This window comes from Actinomycetospora sp. ABD4_176 (genome assembly GCF_056311855.1).
Map to the genome: position 1 here is coordinate 4,263,711 of NZ_CM149974.1, position 17,910 is coordinate 4,281,620.

Annotated in this window: 20 protein-coding genes and 1 tRNA gene; 11 read left to right on the forward strand and 10 right to left on the reverse strand. The window is 74.9% G+C overall.

Features of this window, described 5'->3' with window-relative positions:
* Window positions 1-109 precede the first annotated feature (109 nt).
* The 4 genes from ACYX4T_RS20615 (at window position 110) to ACYX4T_RS20630 (ending at window position 3,342) form a co-directional block, all read left to right on the forward strand.
* Window positions 110-385 (forward strand): hypothetical protein, encoded by a 276-nt coding sequence (locus tag ACYX4T_RS20615; RefSeq protein ID WP_476011140.1) that lies wholly within the window; start codon window positions 110-112, stop codon window positions 383-385.
* Between the two features lie 189 nt (window positions 386-574).
* On the forward strand, window positions 575-1,261 hold the full coding sequence (trmB, locus tag ACYX4T_RS20620; protein ID WP_476015325.1) for a tRNA (guanosine(46)-N7)-methyltransferase TrmB: 687 nt from the start codon (window positions 575-577) through the stop codon (window positions 1,259-1,261).
* Between the two features lie 41 nt (window positions 1,262-1,302).
* Window positions 1,303-2,007 (forward strand): NYN domain-containing protein, encoded by a 705-nt coding sequence (locus tag ACYX4T_RS20625; RefSeq protein WP_476011141.1) that lies wholly within the window; start codon window positions 1,303-1,305, stop codon window positions 2,005-2,007.
* 69 nt (window positions 2,008-2,076) lie between these two features.
* On the forward strand, window positions 2,077-3,342 hold the full coding sequence (locus tag ACYX4T_RS20630; protein ID WP_476015326.1) for an amidohydrolase family protein: 1,266 nt from the start codon (window positions 2,077-2,079) through the stop codon (window positions 3,340-3,342).
* A 3-nt stretch (window positions 3,343-3,345) separates the two neighbouring features.
* On the opposite strand, the gene ACYX4T_RS20635 is transcribed toward ACYX4T_RS20630, so the two are convergent.
* The 4 genes from ACYX4T_RS20635 to ACYX4T_RS20650 form a co-directional block, all read right to left on the reverse strand.
* Entirely contained in the window at window positions 3,346-4,092 is a 747-nt protein-coding gene (locus tag ACYX4T_RS20635; protein ID WP_476011142.1) for a hypothetical protein, read from the reverse strand.
* Window positions 4,070-4,714: an RNA polymerase sigma factor gene (locus ACYX4T_RS20640; RefSeq protein WP_476011143.1), complete on the reverse strand. Its 645-nt coding sequence runs from the start codon at window positions 4,712-4,714 to the stop codon at window positions 4,070-4,072. The genes ACYX4T_RS20635 and ACYX4T_RS20640 overlap by 23 nt, the downstream gene beginning before the upstream one ends.
* A gap of 54 nt (window positions 4,715-4,768) precedes the next feature.
* Window positions 4,769-5,248 (reverse strand): class F sortase, encoded by a 480-nt coding sequence (locus ACYX4T_RS20645; RefSeq protein ID WP_476011144.1) that lies wholly within the window; start codon window positions 5,246-5,248, stop codon window positions 4,769-4,771.
* A 158-nt stretch (window positions 5,249-5,406) separates the two neighbouring features.
* A complete protein-coding gene (locus tag ACYX4T_RS20650; RefSeq protein ID WP_476011145.1) occupies window positions 5,407-6,222 on the reverse strand; it encodes a DUF4397 domain-containing protein in 816 nt (271 codons plus the stop codon).
* Window positions 6,223-6,425: 203 nt separating this feature from the next.
* Here ACYX4T_RS20650 and ACYX4T_RS20655 point away from each other — a divergent pair, with 203 nt between their 5' ends.
* Window positions 6,426-8,315 (forward strand): propionyl-CoA synthetase, encoded by a 1,890-nt coding sequence (locus tag ACYX4T_RS20655; protein WP_476011146.1) that lies wholly within the window; start codon window positions 6,426-6,428, stop codon window positions 8,313-8,315.
* A gap of 146 nt (window positions 8,316-8,461) precedes the next feature.
* Here the strand turns inward: ACYX4T_RS20655 and ACYX4T_RS20660 are convergent, their stop codons facing one another.
* From ACYX4T_RS20660 to ACYX4T_RS20670, 3 genes are all read right to left on the reverse strand, one after another.
* The gene (locus ACYX4T_RS20660) at window positions 8,462-9,307 is read right to left on the reverse strand and encodes an oxidoreductase (protein ID WP_476011147.1); all 846 of its coding nucleotides are present in this window, start codon (window positions 9,305-9,307) and stop codon (window positions 8,462-8,464) included.
* Between the two features lie 33 nt (window positions 9,308-9,340).
* On the reverse strand, window positions 9,341-10,210 hold the full coding sequence (locus ACYX4T_RS20665; RefSeq protein WP_476011148.1) for a transglycosylase SLT domain-containing protein: 870 nt from the start codon (window positions 10,208-10,210) through the stop codon (window positions 9,341-9,343).
* A 416-nt stretch (window positions 10,211-10,626) separates the two neighbouring features.
* Window positions 10,627-11,583, reverse strand: a complete 957-nt coding sequence (locus ACYX4T_RS20670; RefSeq protein WP_476011149.1) for an alpha/beta hydrolase — start codon at window positions 11,581-11,583, stop codon at window positions 10,627-10,629.
* A 121-nt stretch (window positions 11,584-11,704) separates the two neighbouring features.
* Here ACYX4T_RS20670 and ACYX4T_RS20675 point away from each other — a divergent pair, with 121 nt between their 5' ends.
* Both ACYX4T_RS20675 and ACYX4T_RS20680 read left to right on the forward strand, forming a co-directional pair.
* Window positions 11,705-12,070, forward strand: coding sequence for an ArsR/SmtB family transcription factor (locus tag ACYX4T_RS20675; protein ID WP_476011150.1), 366 nt, complete (start codon window positions 11,705-11,707; stop codon window positions 12,068-12,070).
* Window positions 12,070-12,555 carry an SRPBCC family protein gene (locus tag ACYX4T_RS20680; RefSeq protein ID WP_476011151.1) on the forward strand — a complete coding sequence of 162 codons (486 nt, stop codon included), beginning with the start codon at window positions 12,070-12,072 and terminating at the stop codon, window positions 12,553-12,555. Before ACYX4T_RS20675 ends, ACYX4T_RS20680 begins: the two co-directional genes overlap by 1 nt.
* Before the next feature lie 3 nt (window positions 12,556-12,558).
* On the opposite strand, the gene ACYX4T_RS20685 is transcribed toward ACYX4T_RS20680, so the two are convergent.
* Both ACYX4T_RS20685 and ACYX4T_RS20690 read right to left on the reverse strand, forming a co-directional pair.
* A complete protein-coding gene (locus ACYX4T_RS20685) occupies window positions 12,559-13,083 on the reverse strand; it encodes a GNAT family N-acetyltransferase (protein ID WP_476011152.1) in 525 nt (174 codons plus the stop codon).
* Between the two features lie 52 nt (window positions 13,084-13,135).
* Window positions 13,136-13,942: a hypothetical protein gene (locus tag ACYX4T_RS20690; RefSeq protein WP_476011153.1), complete on the reverse strand. Its 807-nt coding sequence runs from the start codon at window positions 13,940-13,942 to the stop codon at window positions 13,136-13,138.
* A 123-nt stretch (window positions 13,943-14,065) separates the two neighbouring features.
* On the opposite strand from ACYX4T_RS20690, the gene ACYX4T_RS20695 reads away from it, so the two are divergent.
* Genes ACYX4T_RS20695 through ACYX4T_RS20705 form a run of 3 tightly spaced genes read left to right on the forward strand, consistent with a single transcriptional unit; the run spans window position 14,066 to window position 16,985 of the window.
* Complete coding sequence (locus tag ACYX4T_RS20695; protein ID WP_476011154.1) at window positions 14,066-15,787, forward strand: carbon starvation CstA family protein; 1,722 nt, start codon at window positions 14,066-14,068, stop codon at window positions 15,785-15,787.
* A gap of 14 nt (window positions 15,788-15,801) precedes the next feature.
* Window positions 15,802-16,056: a cory-CC-star protein gene (locus tag ACYX4T_RS20700; RefSeq protein WP_476011155.1), complete on the forward strand. Its 255-nt coding sequence runs from the start codon at window positions 15,802-15,804 to the stop codon at window positions 16,054-16,056.
* On the forward strand, window positions 16,053-16,985 hold the full coding sequence (locus tag ACYX4T_RS20705; RefSeq protein WP_476011156.1) for an ArsA family ATPase: 933 nt from the start codon (window positions 16,053-16,055) through the stop codon (window positions 16,983-16,985). Before ACYX4T_RS20700 ends, ACYX4T_RS20705 begins: the two co-directional genes overlap by 4 nt.
* Window positions 16,986-17,001: 16 nt before the next feature.
* On the opposite strand, the gene ACYX4T_RS20710 is transcribed toward ACYX4T_RS20705, so the two are convergent.
* Window positions 17,002-17,075 (reverse strand) — tRNA-Gly (locus tag ACYX4T_RS20710).
* A 259-nt stretch (window positions 17,076-17,334) separates the two neighbouring features.
* On the opposite strand from ACYX4T_RS20710, the gene ACYX4T_RS20715 reads away from it, so the two are divergent.
* Window positions 17,335-17,907, forward strand: a complete 573-nt coding sequence (locus ACYX4T_RS20715) for a hypothetical protein (RefSeq protein WP_476011157.1) — start codon at window positions 17,335-17,337, stop codon at window positions 17,905-17,907.
* Window positions 17,908-17,910 lie beyond the last annotated feature (3 nt).

The following is a 17,910-nucleotide window of genomic DNA, read 5'->3' on the forward strand; positions in this document are numbered from 1 at the left end:
AGCACGGGTCCGTCCGGGCCGTCCCCGTTCGCCCGTCCGGGTCATCGTCGCGCGGACGGTTAATGCGTCCGCCGGCCGACACGATGAGCGGGATGTGACCCTCGTCCCGTTGACCCGTCGCCCGGCGCGTGCCGTGGCCGAGCCCCTGACGGCGCCCCTGCCGCGGCTCGCCGACGTCGTGCACGCCGTGACCGCGACCTTCGGCTCGACCGGGTGGACGCTGCGCTTCGGTCCCTCCGACCAGCAGGTCGTCGTCGAGCGCCTCGCCGACGCCCTTCCGGCCGCCCGCCGTCTCGTCGCCACCGTGCTCGGCGTGTCCGCCGCCGTCGTCCGCGTCCGGATCACCCCGGACGGCGCGACCCTCGCCCCGCTGCGCCGGCCGTGATCGGCCACTGACCGGGCGCTGACCGGGCGCTGACCGGGCGCTGACCGGACGTCCCACCACCGCGGCGCCGGCCACCGGCCTGCGTGTGAGGATCAGGGGGTGCGGCCGGGACACGAGACGCTGACGTCGGGCGCGTCGGGTGACGCCCCGCGGCGCTCGGTGCTGAGCTTCACCGACCGCGGCGGGCGGATGACCGCCGGGCAGCAGCGCGCGTGGGAGCGGCTGTGGCCCCGCTACGGCGCGCTCGCCCCGGGCTTCGACCGCGACGGCGACGGCCCGACGCCCCCGGTGCGCGACGGCCGGCTGGACGCGCCGGCCTGGTTCGGCCGGGAGGCCCCGCTGCGCCTGGAGATCGGCTCCGGGATGGGCGAGACCACGGCCGCGCTCGCGCTCGCCGAGCCGGACGCCGACCACGTCGCCGTCGAGGTCTACCCGCCCGGCCTCGGGCAGCTGCTCCTGCGCGTCGAGGAGCACGGCATCACCAACCTGCGGCTGCTGCGCGGCGACGCCGTCGTCGTGCTCGAGGCCCTCGTCGCGCCGGACTCGCTGGCCGGCCTGCGCGTCTTCTACCCCGACCCCTGGCCCAAGCGCCGCCACCACAAGCGCCGCCTCGTCCAGCCCGCCACCGTCGCGCTCATGGCCTCGCGCCTCGCGCCCGGCGCCACGCTGCACCTGGCCACCGACGTCGCCGACTACGCCGAGCAGATGCGCGAGGTCACCGACGCCGAGCCGCTGCTGGTCAACCCGCACGGTGGCTTCGCGCCCCGCCCCGACTGGCGCCCGCGCACCAAGTTCGAGTTCCGCGCGGAGCGGGAGGGGCGGCCCAGCCGGGATCTCCTCCTGGTGCGCACCGGTCCCGAGGGGAGCGCGTCCTGAGCACCCGTCGCGTCCGCCGCCGGGCGGTTAGAGTCGGGCCCGTGTCGCCGTCCCCCTCGCCCGCCGACCTCGCCACCGCGCCCACGGTGTCCGCGCCGCTGACCGGCGGGATCGAGGACGCCGGCGACGTCGCGGCGACGCCGGCGACGCCGCCCGGGCGCACGCTGCTCGTCTGGGACGCGCCGAACATCGACATGAGCCTCGGCTCGCTGCTCGGCACGCGCCCGACCTCGGCGTTCCGGCCCCGCTTCGACGCGGTCGGCCGCTGGCTGCTCTCGGAGGCGGGGCCCGAGGGCGTCGCCGAGGCCACGGTGTTCACCAACGTCGTGCCCGGCTCCACCGAGATCGTGCGGCCGTGGGTCGAGGCGCTGCGCAACGTCGGCTTCGCGGTGTTCGCCAAGCCCAAGACGGCCGAGGACTCGGACGTCGACGAGGACATGCTCGCCCACATCGAGCTGCGGCGGAACGAGGGCGGCCTGTCCCACGTCGTCGTGGCGTCGGGCGACGGGCGCGCCTTCCGCGAGCCGCTCGAGGATCTCGTGGCCGAGGGCGTCACGGTCACGGTCATCGGGTTCCGTGAGTACGCCGCGTTCGCCGTCTCGTCGGAGATCGTCGACTTCCTCGACCTCGAGGACATCGAGGGCGTCTTCCGCGAGCCGCTGCCGCGCGTCAGCCTCGACACGCTGCCCGACGCCGGTGCCTGGCTGCCGCCGCTGCGCTCCCTGCGCTCGCTGCTCGAGCGTTAGGTCCAGACTGGCGGCGTGAACACCGCACGCCGCCTCCACGCCCCGATCGTCCTGCCCTGCGACGAGCAGATGAGCGTGCTGCGCGACGCGGTGGTCGACGTCGACGACGCGGGGCGGATCGTCCACGTCGGTCCCGCGGCCGACGCCCCGGCGACCGACGCCCCGACCACCCGGCTGACCGGCCTGCTGCTGCCCGGCCTGGTCAACACCCACGCGCACACGCCACTGACCGTGCTGCGGGGGATGGGCGGCGACCTGCCGCTGATGCGCTGGCTGGTCGAGGTGGTGTGGCCCGCGGAGGCCAAGCTCGGCGGCGCCGACGTGCGCGCAGGGATGCTCGCGGGGTCGGCGGAGATGCTGCGCGGCGGGGTGACGACGTCGACGGAGATGTACTTCCAGACCGAGCACGTCGTCGAGGCGGTGCTCGAGATCGGGTCCCGGGTGGTGCTGACCCCGGGGATCATCACCGCGCCCGGGATGGAGCGCCTCGGCACGTGGCAGCAGATGCGCGACGCGATCACCCGGTGGATCGACGCCGACGGCCTGCGGTTCGGGCCGGGCGAGCGCGTCGAGCTCGGCTACGGCCCGCACGCGGCGTACACGCTGCCGACCGAGGCGATCACGTCCACCGCCGCGCTCGCGAGGGAGCGCGGCGCGCTCATGCACCTGCACGTCGCCGAGGCCCCCGGAGAGGACGACGCCGTGCGCGCCGAGTTCGGGTCGGTGCCGGCCATGCTCGAGGCGACGGGGTCGCTGGGCGGGCGGGTGCTCGCCGCGCACGCGATCCAGCTCTCCGACGACGACATCGCGATCCTCGCCCGCCACGACGTCGCCGTCGCGCACTGCCCCGGGTCGAACGCCAAGCTCGCGGCCGGGGTAGCGCGCCTCACCGACCTGCGCGCGGCGGGCATCCGCACGGGCCTCGGCACCGACTCGCCGGCGTCCAACGACGACCTCGACCTGTGGGAGGAGCAGCGCCTGGCCTCGCTGTTCGCCCGCCAGCGCGGCGCCGACGCGACCGCGCTCACCGCCGCCGACGCGCTCGCCCTCGCCACGCGCGAGGGCGCGCGGGCGCTGGGCCGCGACGACCTCGGCGTCCTCGCCCCCGGCGCCTGGGCGGACCTCGTGCACGTCCCGCTCGACGACGCCGCCTTCGTCGACCCGGACGACGACGACCAGCTGATCTCCAACCTCGTGTGGGCGAGCGGGGCGCGCGGGGTGCGCGACGTGTGGGTGGCCGGCGAGCCGGTGCTGGCCGACGGCACCCTCGTGCGGGTCGATCCCGGCGAGGTGCTCGCCGGCACCCGTCGCGTGGCGCAGAAGGTCAAGGCCTGACGGTCACGGGGTGTGGGCGAGGCTCAGCCCGGAGTGCTCCGGGCCGCCCCCGGTCGGCTCGAGGGACACGTCGAGGCGGGGCATCGCCCCGTCGGCGGCGAGCGGCGCGAGGTCGCCCGCCCACCGCTCGCGGCTCCCGGCCGGCTGGAGCACGCCGAGCGAGCGCGGGGTCCCCGAGTCGGTGTCCCACACCTCGAGGTCGTGACCGGCCGGGACCGGCCCGGGGAGCGTGACCTCCACGCGCATGCCGGCCTCCCCCCGCACGACCTCACCGGCGACCCCGGGCCGGTCGGCGACGAGGGCCACGGTCGTGGGGGAGTCGTCGGGCCGGTCGGCTCCGACCACGCCGACCACGCCCGCCACGACCGCCACGCCCGCGAGCACCGCGGCGATCCCGACGGCGAGGAGGCGGGCGCGGCGGCGGCGCGGCGCGGTGTCCGGGGTCGGCGCGGTGTCCGGGGTCGGCGCGGTGTCGGGGGTCGACGCGGGAGCGGGCCGTGCCGGGGCGTCGTCGTCGAGGTCGTCGAGGTCGTCGAGCCGGGCGAGGACGCCCTCCCAGACCTCCGGGCGCGGCGGGGGCAGGACGTCCATGGTCATGCCGTCGCGGGCGTGCACCACCGTGCGGCGCAGCGCGTCGACCTCCGCGGCGCAGCGCGCGCAGCTCGCGAGGTGGGCGGTCACCTCCGGGTCGGCGGGCTCGCCGGGCAGGGCGGCGGCGGTGAGCTGGTCAGCCGTCGGGTGCGACACCATCGGCCTCCCACCGTCGTCGCAGCCGGGCGAGTCCCCGGCGCACGTGGCTCTTGACGGTGCCCAGGGGGAGCCCGGTGGCCGCCGCGACCTGCTGGTGGGTGAGCTCGTCCAGCACCGTAAGGCGTAGTACCCGCGCCTGATCGGCGGGTAACCGGGCGAGCTCGTCGGCGACGAGCATCGCCCCCACGACCTCGTCGGCCAGCGTCGGACCGGCCCCGCCCGCCGGGTCCGGCCAGCCGTGGTCGTGTTCGGTCAGGTCCGCGCGGGCACCGACGCGGGCCTCGCGTCCCCGGCTGCCGAGGCGGTCGGCGACGCGGCGGCGCAGGATGCCCGCGAGCCAGGCGCCGAGCGGACCCCGGTCGGGGTCGAAGCCGGCCCGGCCGCGCCAGGCGTCGGCGAACACCTGCTGGGTGACGTCCTCGGCGTCGTGCGTCGAGCCCAGTCGCCGCGCCGCGACGGCCAGGACCCAGGCGCCGTGCCGGTCGTACGCCTCCCGCAGGGCCCCCGGCTCTCCGGCGCGCAGGGCACGGCCGACGCGGTCGTCGTCGGGCACGGGCGCGGGGGCGGCCATGGGCGGGGCGGGGACGGCGGGACGCGGGCGGCGCGCGAGCCCGTCGGTCACCGAGCGCTCCTCACGACGGGAGAGTGACCCGGGACGAAGCGGTCAAACTCCTGATCACGGGGCACGGCCGCCCGGCTCGGCGACGACGACGAGGTTGTCCCGGTACCGACGGGCGTCGGTGTCGAAGGGCCCGTCGCAGGTGATGAGCACGAGGCGGGGTGGCCCCGACTCGTCGAACAGCTCGTCCAGGGGCAGCGCCTCCTTCCCGACGACGCGGACCTCGCGGACACGGTGGGTGGTGGTTCCGTCCGGCCCGTCGACGCTGACCTCGTCCCCGACGCGCAGCGCGCCGAGGTCGGCGAAGGCGCCGAGACCCTGGACGCGGTCGTCGACGTGGCCCGCGAGCACCGCCGAGCCGGCCGGGGCGCCCGGGACGGGCCCGAACCGGTACCACCCGACCTCCGCGATCCGCTCGGGGACCGCCATCTGCCCGTCGTCGGTGACGCCGACCGCGACGACCGGCGCGTCGAGGTCCACGGCGGGGGCCCGCACGCGCACGGGGGCGCCCGGGTCGGGCGGGCGGACGACCGCCACCGACGACCCCGGCCCCGGCCCCGGATCCGGGGCCGGGGCCGCCGGAGCCGCCGCCACCGTCCCGGCGGCGGATCCGGAGGAGGAGAGCCCGACCCAGGCCGGGCCGATCGCCAGCGCGAGGCCGACGACCAGCCCGACCAGGGCGGGGAGCCGACGGGTCAGCGCCGGCCCGCGGGACGCAGGCGGGCGAGCGACACGCCGACGAGCGCGACGCCGAGCGCCGAGAGCGCGACCCAGCCGGCGACGGGCCCGCCGGCCGGTGCCCCGGACGGTGCGCCGGCGGGCACGCCGTTCGGAGCGCTGTCGCCCCCGCTGACGGTGAACGTCACGAGATCCAGGGTGTTCTGGTCGAGCGACCCGATCGCGTGGACGAAGGTCGTCGTGCCCTCCTCGAGGGTCAGGTCGGCCGGTCCGATGACGGGCTCGGTGGTGCCGGCCGCGGCGACGGCCGCCGAGACGGTGCCCGCCGGGACCTCCAGGGCCTCCTGGTTCGGGTTGGTCAGGCCCTGCACGACGGGCTCTCCGCCGGCGAGCACGTCGACCGCCGGCGCGGCCGCGAGGTGCCGCACGACGACGCGGGCCTGGCCCGCGGGCACCGACCCCACCTCGTTGACCAGCGGCGACAGCGACGGCTGCCCCTCGGCGGTCAGGTGGGCGGCAAGGGTGACGTTCCCGCCGGCCGGGACGTCGGCCTCCGCGGAGAGCAGGGCCTCGCCGGAGTCGTCGGCGGCGTCGGCCGGGTAGATCGCGACCTGCTTCGGGCCGGCGGGCAGGTCCAGCGGGCCCTCGGTGGTGCCCGGCTGGAAGTCGTCGAGGGCACGTTCCCCGTCGACGTAGACGTCGACGGGGGTGTCGGGGATGCCGTGGACCACGTAGACGGTGCCGGTCTCCTGGGCAGTGGCGGTGCCGGCGGTGGTGAGGGCGATCGCGGACGCGATCAGGACCCCTCCGGCGGCGCGGGCGAGGCGGCGCATTCGGTACTCCTCGTGGGTGGAGGTCGCGCGGACAACCCCCACTACGGCCACCGGGCCGCCCGCGGATGCATCCGGACCGCACGGCGAGGACGGAGACCGGGCGCCACCACGGACATCGGCGTGCGGGACCGTGCGTCGCGGGACGACCGGCGCGCCGATCGGGCGGTGCGCGGAGTCCGGGGCCGTGGTTAGTGTCGCCGACCATGAGTGGCGAGTACCGGGCGGCCTACGACCGCAGCATGAACGACCCCGACGGCTTCTGGCGCGAGGCGGCGGGTCTGATCGACTGGTACCGCGAGCCCGAGACCATCATGGACACGTCGGCGCTGCCGTTCTCGCGCTGGTTCGGCGGCGGCGAGCTGAACACCTGCCACAACGCCCTCGACCGCCACGTCGACGCCGGCCGCGGCGACCAGGTCGCGCTGATCCACGACTCGCCGGTGACCGACGACCGTCAGCGCTTCACCTACCGCGAGCTGCGCGACGAGGTGGCCCGCTTCGCCGGCGTCCTCCGCTCGGTGGGCGTCGACAAGGGCGACCGCGTGATCATCTACATGCCGATGGTCCCGCAGGCCGCCATCGCCATGCTCGCCTGCGCGCGCCTCGGCGCCGTGCACTCCGTGGTCTTCGGCGGGTTCGCCGCCCGCGAGCTCGCCGTGCGCATCGACGACGCGCGCCCCTCGGCGATCGTCAGCGCGTCCTGCGGCATCGAGGGCAAGCGGGTGATCGAGTACAAGCCGCTGCTCGACAAGGCCATCGAGCTCGCGAGCCACGACCCCGGCCGCTCGATCGTCCTCCAGCGCCCGCAGGCCGAGGCGTCCATGGGCGAGCGCGACGTCGACTGGGTCGAGGCCATGCGCGACGCGGAACCCGTCGACTGCGTCCCGGTGGCCGCCACCGACCCGCTCTACGTCCTCTACACCTCGGGCACCACCGGCAGGCCCAAGGGCGTCCAGCGCGACAACGGCGGCCACGCGGTGGCGCTGCGCTGGTCGATGGAGAACGTCTACGACGTCGGGCCCGGCGAGGTCATGTTCACCGCCTCCGACGTCGGCTGGGTCGTCGGGCACTCCTACATCGTCTACGCACCGCTGCTCACCGGGGCCACGACCGTGCTCTACGAGGGCAAGCCGATCGGCACCCCGGACGCGGGCCAGTTCTGGCGGGTCGTGCAGGAGCACGGGGTCAAGGTGCTGTTCACCGCGCCGACCGCGTTCCGCGGCATCAAGAAGGAGGACCCGGAGGCGTCGTACCTCGAGCAGTACGACATCTCGTCGCTGGAGACCCTCTTCCTCGCCGGCGAGCGCCTCGACCCCGAGACCTGGATGTGGGCGTCGGAGAAGCTCGGCATCCCGGTGGTCGACCACTGGTGGCAGACCGAGACGGGCTGGCCGATCGCGGCCAACCTGCGCGGCCTCGAGCCGATGGAGCTCAAGGCCGGGTCGCCGTCGGTGGTCGTGCCCGGCTACCAGGTGGAGATCCTCGACGTCGACGGCAGCGTCCTGCCCCGCGGCGAGGAGGGCGCGATCACGATCAAGCTGCCGCTGCCCCCGGGCTGCCTGCAGACGCTGTGGGACGACGACGAGCGCTTCCGCGAGTCGTACATGAGCCGCTACGAGGGCTACTACCTCACCGGCGACGGCGGCTACCTCGACGAGGACGGCTACCTCTACGTCATGGGGCGCACCGACGACGTCATCAACGTCGCCGGGCACCGCCTGTCGACCGGCTCGATGGAGGAGGTGCTCTCCGGGCACCCCGACGTCGCCGAGTGCGCGGTCATCGGCGTCCACGACGCCATGAAGGGCCAGGTGCCGCGCGGTTTCGTCGTGCTCAAGGCCGGCGTCGAGCGCGAGGAGTCCGAGCTCGCCGCGGAGCTCGTGGCGATGGTGCGTGACGAGGTCGGCGCGGTGGCGTCGTTCAAGAACGTCGCCGTCGTGCCGGCGCTGCCAAAAACCCGCTCGGGCAAGGTGCTGCGCAAGACCATGCGCGGCATCGCCGACGGCAAGGACGAGGCCGTGCCGTCGACGATCGACGACGCGAGCGTGCTCGACACCCTGCGCCCGGTGCTGCAGAAGGGCCCGGGTGCCTGAGCTCGCCTGGTGGAGCGAACGCGCTGTTCGCCGCTTCTAGGCGCAACAACGGCGCGTTCGCTCCGCTGCGCCCCTCGCCGGCCTGACGATCAACGGGGTGTTTGCGCGCATAGAAGCAGCGAGATACCCGTTCGCTGCGTCTGCGGTCAGCGCTCGTCGGGCGGGAAGTCCGCGCCGACGGCCACGTCGCGCCAGGCGGTCGCCTCGTCGATGCGCTGCTGCCAGAGCCGCGGGGCGAGGTCGGCGGCCATCTCGCCGAGCAGCAGGCGCCGCGGCGGGTCGTCGCTGTCGACGGCGCGGATCATCGCCCGGCCGGCGCGGTGCGGGTCGCCGGGCTGGGTGAAGGCCTGCGAGCCGTCCATCGCCGCGCGGCGCGGGCCGAGGACCTCGTCGTAGGCGTGCATCGGCGTCGCGCGCACCATGCTGCCGCCGTTCCAGTCGGTCCGGAACGGGCCGGGCTCGACGATCGTCACCGAGATGCCGTAGGGCGCGACCTCCTGGGCCAGCGACTCCGACAGTCCCTCGAGCCCCCACTTCGTGGCGTGGTAGAGCCCGGTGTTCGGGAACGCCCCGACGCCGCCGATGCTCGAGATCGGCAGGAGGTGCCCGGAGCCCTGGGCGCGCATCGTCGGCAGCACCGCCTGCATCGTCCACAGCGCGCCGAACAGGTTCACCTCGACCTGCGCGCGGGCCTCGTCCTCGCTGACCTCCTCGACCCCACCGGCCAGGCCGTAGCCGGCGTTGGCGACGAGCACGTCGATGCGGCCCGTCTCGGCGGCGACCTGGTTGGTCACCGCGTTCACGGCGGCGCGGTCGGTGACGTCGAGGTCGCGGGTCAGGAGGCGGTCGCCGTGCCGGTCGGCGAGGTCGTCGAGGGTGGTGGCGTCGCGCGCGGTCGCCACCACCCGGTCGCCGGCGGCCAGCACTTCCTCCACGAGGGCGCGGCCGAGGCCCCGGGACGCGCCGGTCACCAGCCAGGTGCGATCACTCATGCTCCCGACATACCCCGTGCGGGGTGGGGACGGTCAGTCCGCGCGGCCCAGGCCGTCGTCGGGGATCGCCGCGCCGCCGTAGCCGATGTAGTTGCCCGCGGAGTTGCGCAGGCCGCCGGCCTCGACGTCCTCGATGCTGTGGTTCGCGACCATCGTGCGCACGCCCGCGGTGATGTTGGCGACCGGGTCGAAGATGCCGCGATCCGCGAGCTCGGGCAGCACCGCGTTGCGGAAGGTCGTGTCGATGAGCTGCATGAGCCCCTTCGACGGCGTCCCGGCCGCGGCGTTGGAGTCCCAGTCGTTGACGGCGTCGGCGTCGCCCGTCGACTCCCGCATGATGATCTTCTTGACGCCCGGCGCCAGCCGCTGCGGCAGGCCCATGAGCCCGAGCGCCTTGGCGATCTGGCCGTCCAGCGTGCGCTCGTTGCCCGCCGAGTAGGGCGTGCCGAACTCCAGCGGCCCGTTCTCCCGCGTGAAGGTGATCGACTTCATGAGCGAGGAGACGTCGTCGGCGTCGCCGGCGCTCGGCTCGTCGGAGGCCGACGACGCGGAGGACGCCGACGACGTCGAGGCCGAGGACGCCGAGGTCGCGGCGGACGAGGGCATCGCGACCGGGCTGACGGTGGCGACGCCGCCGGCCGCGGACGCCGTGCGGTGCTGGGAGGCGAGGGCGAGCGCGGCGGTGGCCGCGGGGTCGGGCGCGACCGGGGCCTCGGCGTCGGCGACGTGCGTGTCGAGCGTCTGGATCGCGGGGAGCACCGCGCCCGCGGCGACCGCCGCGATCAGGATCGAGCCCGTGGTGGAGGAGCGCGTCGAGGAGGACCGGGTCGGGGAGGGCCGGGTCGAGGAGGACCGGGTGGCCGACGACCGGGTTCGGCGCGCGCCCGTCCGGGTACCGCTCACGGAGAACGGAACGGTGTCGGGGTCACCTATCCCGTGTCGGCTCACCGTCACCTCGCGGAATCGTCGGGGGCGGACGGTCGGCGGGACGAGGGGGAGCGACGCCGTGACCGTTCCGTGATCGGACGCCGCGAAACATAGCGAGGTCGTCCGGTGGCTCCGCGTGCCCCTCCCCGGCCCGGAGCCCCTGTTCGGGTCCGCGTCCCGTGTCCGTGGCGCCGGGTGGTTCGACGGGCGGGGCGAGGTTGTCGATGCCTCCCCGTGCCTGCCCGCGGGCGGACTGTCGGACGCGCCGAGCGGTCCGCGCGGCGCCGGGCGGTCGTCCCCCGATCGGCCGCACGGGTCCCGTGCGGCGGCGGACCCTTCACCGCAGCCAGGCGCCGCCCGTCGTGTCGAGCGTGTCGGGGGCTCAGGTCAGCTCAGGTCGCGAGCAGGTCCCCGAGCGCGTCGAGGGCACGGTCGCCCTCCGCCCGGGCCGCCGCCGACGCCGCGGCCAGCCCGAAGAACCCGTGCACGAGCCCGGCGCCGTCGAGTCGCCGCACCGCGACCCCCGCGGCCTCCAGGGCGTCGGCGTAGGCGCGGCCCTCGTCGCGCAGGGGGTCGAGCTCCGCGGTCGCCACGACGGCCGGGGCCACGCCGTCCAGGCCTCCGGGCTCGGCGGCCGCGCGCAGCGGCGCCACCGACGGGTCGTCGCGCAGGGCGGCGTCGGGCACGTAGCGCTCCCAGAACCACACGAGGTCCGCGCGGGTGAGGAAGGGGCCGTCGGCGTTGTCGTCCACCGAGGCCGAGGCCATCGTCGGGTCGAGGCCCGGGTAGAGCAGCAGCTGGGCGTCGAGGCGCGGGCCCCAGTCTCGGGCCAGGAGCGCCACGCCGGCCGCGAGCCCGGCGCCGGCGCTGTCGCCGCCGACGACGAGACGGTCCGAGGGCCGCTGGAGCGCGGCCCAGCTCAGGGCGGTGTGGGCGTCGGTCAGTGGCGCGGGGTGGGGGTGCTCGGGCGCGAGGCGGTAGTCGACGGACACGACGGTGGCCCCGAGGTGGCTGCACACCCGCCGGGCCGCGCCGTCGGCGGTGTCGAGGTCGCCCAGCACCCAGCCCCCGCCGTGCAGCCAGACGACCGTGGTGGCCGCCTGCTCCCCGGCGGGCTCGTAGATCCGCACGGCGACGTCGGCGTCGGTCCCGGTGCCGCCGGCCGGGAGGACGTCGTCGTGCACCGACCCGACCGCCGCCGCGTCCCCGCGTCGGATCAGCGCCAGCTCGCGGTAGTTGCGGCGCGCCTCGCCGACGTCGGCGCGGGTCAACGGCAGCCAGCCGTCGCCGGTCAGGCGGGCGATCGCCGTGGCGAGCTCGGGGTCGATCCGGTCGGTGGTCTGGGCCATGCCCGCATCCTCGCCGGGCTCCCCGACGCTCGCCAACGGATCGCGTTCAACCCGGGGGTTGAACAACCCGACGGACGGCGCTATCGTTCTCCTCAACCGCAAGGTTGAACAAGGAGTGAGCGTGGACGACCAGCTCTCGCGGGTGTTCTCGGCCCTGGCCGACCCCATCCGTCGCGACATGGTGGCCCGCCTCGCCGTCGCCGACGCCGGCGTCAACGAGCTCGCCGAGCCCTACGACGTCAGCGTCCAGGCGGTCTCCAAGCACCTCAAGGTGCTGGAGGAGGCGGGCCTCGTCAGTCGCACCAAGCAGGCCCAGCGCCGGCCGGTCCACCTCGAGGCGGAGGTCTTCGACCTGATGACCACGTGGATCGAGCGCTACCGCCGCCGGGCTGAGGAGCGCTACCGCCGTCTCGACGACGTCCTCGCCGAGATGGACACCGAGCAGTCCCCGACCGACACACGACACACCGAACGAGGAGCTTCCTGATGAGCACCGCGACCCGCGAGACCACCATCACCGCCGACCCGGCCCTGCCGACCATCCTCATCACCCGCGAGTTCGACGCCCCCGTCGCGAACGTCTTCCGCGCGCACGTCGACGCCGACCTCGTGAAGCGCTGGCTGGGCCCGCGCGGCCTCACGATGGAGATCGACCACTGGGACGCCGAGACCGGCGGCGGATACCGCTACACCCACCGCGACGAGCACGGCGAGTACCGCTTCTTCGGCTCGTTCCACGAGGTCCGGCCGGACGAGCGGATCGTCCAGACCTTCACCTTCGAGGGCTTCCCCGACGGCGTCAGCCTCGAGACGCTGACCTTCGTCGACCTCGGCGACGGCCGCACGCGCCTCGAGGGCCTGTCGGTGTTCGACTCGATGGAAGCCCGCGACGCCATGCTCTCCAGCGGCATGGACGTGGGTGTCAAGGAGGGCTTCGAGCAGCTCGACGAGCTGCTGGCCGCCGAGGACTGATCGTCAGAGGTCCGCGAACGGCGCGGCGTAGCGGAACGCCCCACGGGGCGGACCGTCGGCGAGGGGTCGGACCTGGAAGTGCCGGCCCCACGCCGGGTCGGGGGCCTCGATCCCGTGCTCGCCCGCCGGGCGGAAGCCGAAGCGCGCGTAGAAGCCGGGCTCGCCGAGGAGCGCGACGAGCGCCTCGTCGCGGGCCTCCGCCGCCCCGACGAGCGCGTGCACCAGCGCCGTCCCGACACCGCGCCCCTGGTGGTCGGGGCGCACGGCGATCGGGCCGAGGCCGAGGGCGGGGTGCTCGCCGACCCGGCCGCGGGTGGCGACGACGTGGCCGACCACGTCGTCGTCGACCACCTCGCCGTCGACCACCGCCACCAGCGAGAACGCCGGCAGCCAGCCGTCGTCGTCGCGGAGCCGCTCGAGCAGGCCGACCTCGACGGGCTCCGTGGCCCCGTCGGGGACGGGGAACGCGGCGGCGACCACGCTCCGCACCGCGGCGATGTCCTCGGGGCGTTCCCGGCGCACGAGCACGCCCGAACCCTGGCGGGGCCGCCGCGGCCGGGGCAAGCCGGCGGGTGGGCGGCTACGCGCGCCGACGGCCCTCGGCGGCGGCGATCCCGCGCCGGCACGCCCGGGCGAGCCCGCGCTGGCGGGCGATGCGGCGCAGGAGCGAGAGCGGCGCGAGGTCGGTGTCCGGGTCGCCCTCGCGGCTCGCGACCAGCAGCTCGTCGCCCAGCAGGGTGCCGCGCACCGACCAGGTCTCGAAGCGTTCGAGGTCGGGGAGCGAGTAGTCGTAGCCGAAGACGGCGGCCCGGGCCCCGTCCCCGCGCAGGGGCTCCCCGCCGAGACCGGTGAGCGCGAGGCGGTCGGCCGTTCCGCGCAGCGCCACCACGTCGAGCGCCGGCCCGTCGCCGTCCTCCCGCACGAGCAGGGCGTGGGTCCGGGGGTTGGTGCGTGCGGGGAGGTCGAGCTCCCGGCTCCCGGTCGGGACCAGGCGGACGAGGATGCGCGGCAGGAACCACCAGTGCTCGCGACGCAGGACGGGGCTGTCGACGAGGGTGCGCGCGGGCGGGTACTTGCGCAGCTCCTGGTCGAGGAGCTCCCCGGCGAACACGTCCCCGCCGACGTCGTCGACGACCTCGACCCGCCCGACCGCCGCCCGCCCCGGGCGACCGCGCGGCAGCGAGCGGGAGTCGGTGACCGCCCACACCGCCCGGCCGGCCGCACGCAGGCCGTCGACCGCGTCGCTGTGGCTGTAGGGCACGGCCACGACGGGGACGCCGTCGGCGACGAGGGGGACCACGGCGAGCGCCGCCGGCGTGCCGGAGGGCTCGAGCCAGCACAGCTCGGCGGTGACCGCGCGGCGCCACGACGCGAGGAGGCCCGTCACGTCGCGACCCTTCTCGGCGGATCGTCCGCGGTGTTACGTTGCCGGTCCGATCCGTGACGCGGAGTTGCCGGACGGTGCACGTTCGGGCGACCTCCCGCCGACGATGTCCGTGGAGTGAGTGCCATGCCCGCCATCGTTGTCGCGCTCGTCGTCGCGGTCGCCTTCTACCTCGGCTACCGCTACTACTCGAAGTACCTGGCCGAGAAGGTCTACGCGCTGGACCCCGCGTTCACCACCCCCGCGCACCACATGCGCGACGGCGTCGACTTCGTCCCCACCAACAAGCACGTGCTCTTCGGCCACCACTTCACCTCGATCGCCGGGGCGGCGCCGATCGTCGGTCCTGCGATCGCGGTGTTCTGGGGGTGGGGACCGGCGCTGGCGTGGGTGGTGCTCGGGACGATCTTCGCGGCCGGCGTCCACGACTTCGGCGCCCTGGCGGTCTCGGTGCGCCACCGGGCGCGCAGCATCGGCACGCTGGCCCAGGACGTCATCAACAAGCGCTCGCGGACGCTCTTCCTCCTGATCATCTTCTTCCTGCTGACCCTGGTCAACGCGGTGTTCGCCGTGGTCATCGCGAACCTGTTCGTCGCGAACCCGGAAGCGGTCCTGCCGATCCTGTTCCAGATCCCGCTGGCCATCGGGATCGGGCAGTACGTCTACCGCAAGCGCACCGCGGCCCTGGTGCCGTCGCTCGTCGGCGTCGTCCTGCTCTACCTGTTCATCCTGGTGGGCCAGGCGGTGCCGATCTCGCTGGAGTTCCTCGCGTCCGACGCCGGGTTCTTCACCGAGCGCAACATCTGGGTCATCCTGCTGTTCGCGTACACGTTCGTGGCCTCGCGCATCCCGGTGTGGGTCCTGCTCCAGCCGCGCGACTACATCAACTCCCACCAGCTGTTCATCGCCCTCGGCGTGATCGCGCTCGGGGTCGCGGTCGGCATGGACCGCATCGTGGCGCCGCTCGTCAACGACACCCCGGAGGGCTCGCCGAGCTGGTTCCCGCTGCTCTTCGTCACCATCGCCTGCGGGGCGGTGTCGGGCTTCCACAGCCTGGTGGCGTCGGGGACGACGTCCAAGCAGCTGGACAAGGAGACCGACGCGCGCTACGTCGGCTACTTCGGGGCCGTCGGGGAGGGCTCGCTGGCGCTGGCCACGATCCTCGCCTGCACGGCGGGCGTCGCGGCCTCCACGACCGACTGGAACGCGCTCTACGCCGACTTCGCGACCGCCTCCGACGGCGCGACGGGCAACTTCGTCGACGGCGTCGCGGGCTTCGCGAACAACCTGGGCGTCCCGCTCTCGATCGGGACGATCTTCGCGGCGATCGTGGTCATCAGCTTCGCGGCCACCACGATGGACACCGGCGTGCGTCTCCAACGCTACATCGTGCAGGAGATCGCCGACGTCGCCGGCGCCCACCGGCTCTCGCGCAACGCGACCTTCGCGAGCCTCGTCGCGGTCGGCATCCCGCTCGCGATGGCCCTCCTGCCCGGCGGCGGCGAGGACGGCTACACCTTCGGGGTGCTCTGGCAGCTCTTCGGCACGACCAACCAGCTCACCGCGGGGCTGGCGCTGGCGGTGATCGCGGTGTGGGTCACCAAGAACCGGCGCAACCCGGTCGCCATCCTCGTCCCGCTGGTGTTCCTGCTGGTGATGACCACCTGGGCCCTGATCATCAACCTGGTGGAGTTCGTCGGCGAGGGCGACTGGGTCCTGGCGCCGCTCGACCTGATCATCTTCGTCCTGGCGATCTGGCTGATCGTGGAGGCGAGCCTCGGGCTGCGGTCGGCGTGGCGCTCCAGCCGCGTCCCGGAGGCCGAGCGGGAGCCGGAACCCGAGACGTGAGCGTGCGGGCGCGCGTGACGTCGATCTGGCGCGCGATCGAACGCGGCCACGACGAGCTGTTCGTGGCGCGGTGGCGCCAGGGTCTCCGGCGGGAGGTCCGCCGCCAGGAGGACACGCTGCGCGCCCTGGTCATGCTGGAGTCGCTCGGCGTCGACAACCCGGTCGCCTACGAGACCCTGGACCTCGTCCCGTACCTGGTCGCCGACGTCCACACCTGGCACCAGCGGATGGGCCGGGAGAGCTTCGGCGATCCGGGGACCTGCTGTTGATCCGGTTCTTCGGCGGCAAGGGCGGGGTGGGCAAGACGACCGTGGCCGCGGCGTACGCCGCCCACGCCGCCGCACGGGGACGCCGGACCCTGGTCGTGTCCACCGATCCCGCGCACTCGCTGGGCGACGTCCTGCGCACCCCGCTGGGGGAGGAGCCCCGCACCGTGCGGCCGCTGCTGGACGCCGCCGAGATCAGCGGCGAGGCGCAGGCCGGCCGCCGGATCGCCGAGATCGTGGCGGACGCCGAGCAGGCCCTGCCGCGCGAGGTGATGCCCGCGGTGCGCCAGCACCTCGGGCGGGCCACCGGCAGCCCGGGAACGGTGGAGTCGGCGCTGCTCGACCGGCTCGCCGAGCTCATCGAGCAGGTCGGCACGGAGGGGGGCGGCGGCTGGGACGAGATGGTGGTCGACAGCGCCCCGACCGGACACATGGTGCGCCTGCTGCACCTGCCCGCGCTGCTCACGCCGTGGATCGAGGGTCTGACGCGGCAGCGGGAGAAGACGCGCAGCATCGACCGGATGGCCGCGGGGATGCTCGGCGGCGCCTCCGAGGAACCCGATCCCCTGCTCGACCGGCTGCACGCCCGCAGGGCCCGGCTGGAGGCGACGAGCACGCGCCTGCGCGCCGATGCGCTCGTGCACCTCGTGCTGGTCCCCGAGCACCTGCCCCTGGCCGAGACCCTTCGTGCCGCGAAGACGGTGACCGGCGCGGGCCTGCGGCTCGGCCGGCTCGTGGTCAACCGGGTCGTCCCCGATGCCGAGACCGGCGTCCTGGCCTGCCGGCGCGATCAGCAGACCGAGGTCCTGGCGCGCCTGGACGCGCGGTTCGACCCGCCGGGCCTGGTGCGCGTCCCGCTCCTGCCGGACGCCCTCACGGGCCTCGACGACCTGGCCGCCCTGGGGGCCCGGCTCCACGATGCAGGCCTCTGACCTGCCCGGATGCTGGTGGAGCGAGTGACGGGAATCGAACCCGCGTTCTCAGCTTGGGAAGCTGATGTTCTACCATTGAACTACACTCGCGCGGTGCGCTGAGAAGCCTACACGCCGTCCCGGCGGCCGCGGGTGGGGCCCGCTGCTCCGGCGCCCAGCGTGACTACACGCGTGTGGTTCGCCGCTCGATCACGGGCAGGTCACGGGTTGCGCGCGACCCGATCGTACGCAGCGTCACTACCCGTTGCGTCGTCGGGGTAGATCCACGACCCGGCCCTCCTGCTGGGGCTCGGCATCGTGTTGGCTGGTCAGCGACATGAGCACGGAGACCGGTGGGGGTGAGGTCGCCATGACTGCGCGTGAGCAGCAGGAGCGGACGCTCCCGGAGATGTTCGTCATCGTCGCGTCCACCGAGGACGCCGACGCCCTCGCGCCGCTCGCCGGCCGCGACCACGAGATCGCCCCCGTCCTCGTCGCGACAGGGCCCGACCCGATGGCGGTCGACGACGTCCTCGACGGGCTCGGGGCCCTGGCCGGGCGCGTGCTGCTGGTCGAGACCCCCGACGAGGGGCCGGTGCCCGAGACCGCCGCGCTGCTGCCGCGCCTCGACGCGCTCGTCGCCGACGACGTGCCCGCGGTCGTCCTCGTCCGCGGTGGATCCCCGACGGCGCTCGCCGCCACCCAGGCGGCGGTGTGGCGCGGCGTCCCGGTGGTGGCGGTGCCCGTCGCCGGGGACTCCCCGGTCGGCGCCGCGAACCAGGCGGCGATCGCCGCGCTCGTCGCCTCGCAGAACGCGCGGGACGTCGACCCCGACCGGGTCCGTGTCGCCGCGGCCGCCCAACGGCTGGCGCGGGAGCGCCCGGGACCCGGTGGGGGCTCCCGGGTCGTGCGCCTCGCGAACCACCGCACGCTGTCCGCCTGACGA